At 72.8% G+C, this 3,476-nt stretch carries 5 protein-coding genes; 3 read left to right on the top strand and 2 right to left on the bottom strand.

What is annotated here, in order from left to right; genetic code table 11:
• Positions 1–290 precede the first annotated feature (290 nt).
• The 3 genes from C1J00_RS40460 to C1J00_RS40450 all read left to right on the top strand — a co-directional run bounded on the left by C1J00_RS40460 (position 291) and on the right by C1J00_RS40450 (position 2,183).
• On the top strand, positions 291–893 hold the full coding sequence (locus C1J00_RS40460; protein WP_102913836.1) for a GNAT family N-acetyltransferase: 603 nt from the start codon (positions 291–293) through the stop codon (positions 891–893).
• Positions 894–1,022: 129 nt separating this feature from the next.
• Positions 1,023–1,229 carry a DUF4287 domain-containing protein gene (locus C1J00_RS40455; RefSeq protein WP_102913835.1) on the top strand — a complete coding sequence of 69 codons (207 nt, stop codon included), beginning with the start codon at positions 1,023–1,025 and terminating at the stop codon, positions 1,227–1,229.
• Positions 1,230–1,295: 66 nt separating this feature from the next.
• Positions 1,296–2,183: a GNAT family N-acetyltransferase gene (locus C1J00_RS40450; protein ID WP_102913834.1), complete on the top strand. Its 888-nt coding sequence runs from the start codon at positions 1,296–1,298 to the stop codon at positions 2,181–2,183.
• A 41-nt stretch (positions 2,184–2,224) separates the two neighbouring features.
• Here the strand turns inward: C1J00_RS40450 and C1J00_RS40445 are convergent, their stop codons facing one another.
• A complete protein-coding gene (locus C1J00_RS40445) occupies positions 2,225–2,902 on the bottom strand; it encodes a pyridoxine/pyridoxamine 5'-phosphate oxidase (protein ID WP_102913833.1) in 678 nt (225 codons plus the stop codon).
• 45 nt (positions 2,903–2,947) lie between these two features.
• A complete protein-coding gene (locus tag C1J00_RS40440; RefSeq protein ID WP_102913832.1) occupies positions 2,948–3,373 on the bottom strand; it encodes a pyridoxamine 5'-phosphate oxidase family protein in 426 nt (141 codons plus the stop codon).
• Positions 3,374–3,476: the final 103 nt, after the last annotated feature.

The following is a 3,476-nucleotide window of genomic DNA, read 5'->3' as shown; positions in this document are numbered from 1 at the left end:
GTGCCGGGGGCTGGGCGGTCGTTGCCGACAGGTTGAGCGGCTGGTACCGAGGGTTGGGCGGTCGTAGCCGAGGGGTTGAGCGGCTGGTGCCGAGCCGGTCTCCGAGGGGCTGGTGGGCTGGTCTCCGAGGGGCTGGGAGGCCGGCGCCGGGGTCTGGGCGGCCGGCAGCGAAGGACTGGGAGGCCGGTGTCCGAGGTGCCCGGCGTCCCTGGCGCCCGGGCCCCCATGGCCCATCGCGTTCTTCCCGTCACGGCATCCCGGATCGCGTCCCAGGCGATTGAATAGGACCCATGGCCCCCATACGCGACCACTCCCTGATCGGTCCCCACCCGGAGCTCCGCGGCCACGGCCTCCTCCTGCGCCCCTGGGACGCGGGGTCGGGTGCCGACGTCGACACGTGGTTGCGCGGGCTGCAAGATCCCGAGTTCCGGCGCTGGAACACCCCGCTGCGGCCGGTCACGGACCGGGCGAGTGCGCGGGAGTCACTGCTCGCGCGGACGCAGGCCGCCATGGAGGGCACGTCCTTGTCGTTCCGGGTCGCGGACGCGCGCAGCGACGCCCCGCTGGGGCACATCGGCGTCAACGAGGTCAAGTACCACCTGAAGGTCGCCCGGGTCGGCTACTGGGTCCTCCCCGAGGCCCGCGGTCAGGGCGTCGCCACCCGGGCGCTCCTGCTCGCCGCCCGCTGGGCCCTGACGGAACTCGGCATGCACCGGCTGGAGCTGGACCACGCGGTCGGTCACGACGTGTCGTGCCGGATCGCCGAGAGATGCGGTTTCCCGTACGAGGGGACCCTGCGCGGTGCGATCTTCCAGGAGGAGCGGCACGACGCGTTCCGGGACGCCCACCTGCACGCACGCCTGGCCACGGATCCGGAGCCGGCGGACCCGTGAGGAGCGCCGGGCGGACAGGGCTCGGCCATGTGACGCGCATGACTGCCGATGGGCGATCAGTCCGTACCGCACCGCGGGTCGTACCTGTTGACCGCAGCACCACCGCAGAGCAGAGAAGGGCCGGCCGACATGACCGCACCTGTGAAGGGCCCCGCCAGTTACTTCCCCTCCATCGAGAAGAAGTACGGCCGGCCCATCGCCGAGTGGCAGGAGCTCATCCGCACCTCGCCGCTCACCCGGCACATGGAGCTCGTCAACTGGCTCAAGACCGAACACGGCCTGGGGCACGGGCACGCCAACGCTCTGGTGGCGCACACGCTCGCCGAGGGCACCTGAGCGTGAGGCGAATGGACTCGCCGAAAATCAGGAGAGCCCGAGCGGTCCCGGACCGCACCATGAACCATGGACACCGACACCGACAGCAATGCGGCCACGAACACGGGCAGTTGGCACCTCACCGATGACCTCGGCGACTTCCTGACCCGCGCGGGCGCCTTCCTCCGCTCCCGGCCGGCGCTGCACACCGTGCCGTTGACGGTCACGGAGACCCTGCGGACGCGGGGCCGGAGCGTTTACGGGGACGGGGCACTGGAGTTCGGCGTACTGGAACGGGCCGGAGAGGTCCGGGCGGCCTTCTTCCGCACCCCACCCCACTGGCTGAACATCACGGCCCTCACTCCCGAGGACGCCGACGCCCTCGCCGCGCGACTGGCCGCCCTCGGCCGGCGCCTGCCCGGGGTGAACGCGGAGTGCGGCACCGCGGGCGCCTTCACGGAGGCCTGGCAGCGGCACACGGGCGCGGCAGCGGCCCTCCGCCAGCACCAGCGGCTCTACCGGCTCGGCAACCTGACCGCGCCCGGCCCCGTGCCGCCCGGCCGCCCCCGGGTCGCCGTCGAGTCCGACCGCGAGCGACTCCGGCGCTGGCACGACGAGTTCGGTGAATCCGTCGGCCTGGGCACCGTCCGGGGCTCCGCGGAGTGGGCGGACGCCCGTATCGACAGCGGCGGCATCACCTTCTGGGAGGCCCCCGACGGCACTCCCGTCGCCATGGCCGGCACCAGCCCCCGGGTCGCCGGTCAGGTCCGCGTCACCACGGTCTACACCCCGCCCCACCTCCGCGGGCGTGGCTACGCGGGCGCGGCGACGGCCGAGGTCAGCCGCGCCGCCCTGGCCGCCGGCGCGGACGAGGTCCTCCTCTTCACGGACCTGGCCAACCCGACCAGCAACGGCCTCTACCAGCGCATCGGGTACCGGCCTGTGGCGGACTTCGAGGTGTACGACTTCACGTAGAGAGCGCCGCCCGCGGCAGTACCGCCGGTTGACGGCCGCCCTCACGGCCACAGCAGCTCCCGCGACCACGCCTCGCCGTCCTGCTCCCCCTTCAGCCGGTAGCGGAGCCGGACGTGTCGCCGTCGCTCGTCTCCCTGGAAGAACTCGACCTCCTCGGCCCGCAGCCGGTACAGCGTCCAGGACGGCACCGGTGCCTGCGGTTCCCGTGACGCCCGTTCCCACGCCGACTGCGACGCCCGGGCCAGGTCGTCCAGGGAGGGGAGGACCTCGCTCTGCCGCCCGGTCAGCGCCGCCGCCAGCGCGCCGGTCGAGCGGGCGTGCAGGTCGCCCTGGGCGTCCTCGGAGGGGGCCGCCGTCACCGGGCCGCGTACCCGGACCTGGCGGCCCAGCACCGGCCAGTAGAAGCCGAGCGCGGCGTACGGGCGTCCGGCGAGGTGCCGGCCCTTGCGGCTCCCGGCGTGGGACGCGAAGGACCAGCCGCCGGCGTCCGCGCCGTGCAGCATCACGATCCGTACGTCGGGCAGGCCCGACTCGTCGGAGGTCGCCAGCGACATGGTGTGCGGTTCCGTCTGGCCGGCCGCCACCGCCGCCGCGAACCACTCGGTGAACAGGGGCAGGGGCGCGGCCGGGGCGGTGGCCGGCTCGAAGGCGGGCAGGTCGGTGACCTCCGGGTCCCAGACCCGGAGTGACCTCAGCAGCTCGTGAAGATCGGTTGCCATGCCTCGATTGTCACCGGTTCGCGTGCCCCCTGGGGCATGTGCGGGTCATGCCTGCCCCAGGTCCGACGACAGCCACCGCTCCGGGCGCATCCGCAGCACCTGATGCCCGTCGTGGTTCTTCCAGGAGAAGTCCACATAGCCGTCGACCTTGTCGGCGGGCAGGTAGCGCGCCGAGAGCTCGCGGAGTTGATCGAGGGTGGCGGGCGACGAGTCGACGACCGGGCCCTCCACCGACACGTACCGGACGGTGGGCTCCAGCCGGTCCACCATCAGCGAGAACCGGCCCGCCGCGCTGATCAGCTGGTACTTGCGGGAGTTCGGGCCCGTCAGGATCCAGATCTCGCCTCCGGGCTCGTACTGGTACCAGATCGGCACCGTAAGGGGTGCGCGGCCCGCACCCGCGTCGACCGCGAGCGCCGCGATGTGCGGCTCGGCCAGGAACTGTTCACGCTCTTCACGGGTGAGGGCCATTCAGGTCTCCTTCTCCAGGGGCGGTCGGCATGCGGAGCAGTACAACGCCCTTGCTGCTACCGGCTGTTCCCCGACCAGCCCACGGCGGCCGACCCTCCCTCAC

This window comes from Streptomyces cahuitamycinicus (assembly GCF_002891435.1).
GTDB classification, from domain to species: domain Bacteria; phylum Actinomycetota; class Actinomycetes; order Streptomycetales; family Streptomycetaceae; genus Streptomyces; species Streptomyces cahuitamycinicus.
The sequence above is the reverse complement of the archived record's forward strand: the minus strand, read 5'-3'. Positions and strand labels throughout refer to the sequence as shown.

What these genes read in the sequence shown, in the direction of transcription:
- C1J00_RS40450 (WP_102913834.1), top strand. Translation starts at nt 1,296, where the DNA reads ATGGACACCGACACCGACAGCAATGCGGCCACGAACACGGGCAGTTGG.
- C1J00_RS40460 (WP_102913836.1), top strand. Translation starts at nt 291, where the DNA reads ATGGCCCCCATACGCGACCACTCCCTGATCGGTCCCCACCCGGAGCTC.
- C1J00_RS40445 (WP_102913833.1), bottom strand. Translation starts at nt 2,902, where the DNA reads ATGGCAACCGATCTTCACGAGCTGCTGAGGTCACTCCGGGTCTGGGAC.
- C1J00_RS40440 (WP_102913832.1), bottom strand. Translation starts at nt 3,373, where the DNA reads ATGGCCCTCACCCGTGAAGAGCGTGAACAGTTCCTGGCCGAGCCGCAC.
- C1J00_RS40455 (WP_102913835.1), top strand. Translation starts at nt 1,023, where the DNA reads ATGACCGCACCTGTGAAGGGCCCCGCCAGTTACTTCCCCTCCATCGAG.